Origin of the sequence: Acinetobacter sp. AL9, from assembly GCF_041464035.1 — a bacterium.
Classification (GTDB): Bacteria; Pseudomonadota; Gammaproteobacteria; order Pseudomonadales; family Moraxellaceae; genus Acinetobacter; species Acinetobacter towneri.
The window spans coordinates 1-266 of record NZ_JAYFSK010000234.1 but is presented as its reverse complement, the minus strand read 5'-3'; the positions used below and the strand labels follow the sequence as shown (position 1 = coordinate 266).

1 pseudogene is annotated in these 266 nt (G+C 39.1%); it reads left to right on the top strand.

Annotation, left to right across the window (positions count from 1 at the left end):
- Positions 1-126: pseudogene (locus tag ACEO2X_RS14475) on the top strand (IS3 family transposase); the annotation flags it as partial.
- Positions 127-266 lie beyond the last annotated feature (140 nt).

The window sequence follows — 266 nt, the reverse complement described above, 5'->3', positions numbered from 1 at the left end:
TTGATGCAAAAACTAGGTATACAAGGTGTTTGGCGTGGTAAGAATAAACAAACTACCCGTAGCCGAGAGGATCAAAAACGAGCAGATGACTTGGTGAAACGCAATTTTAGTGCTGATCATCCTGACCCTTGCGAAGCAATGCTTCTTGTATCTTGATTGATATAGTGATTAGCTACCACTATACGCAAATTGTAGAGTTTGGAGTGCTGCTAAAATCTTAAATTTGAACCTGAGATAAAACCTACAATTTGCCCTTATCCCTCATA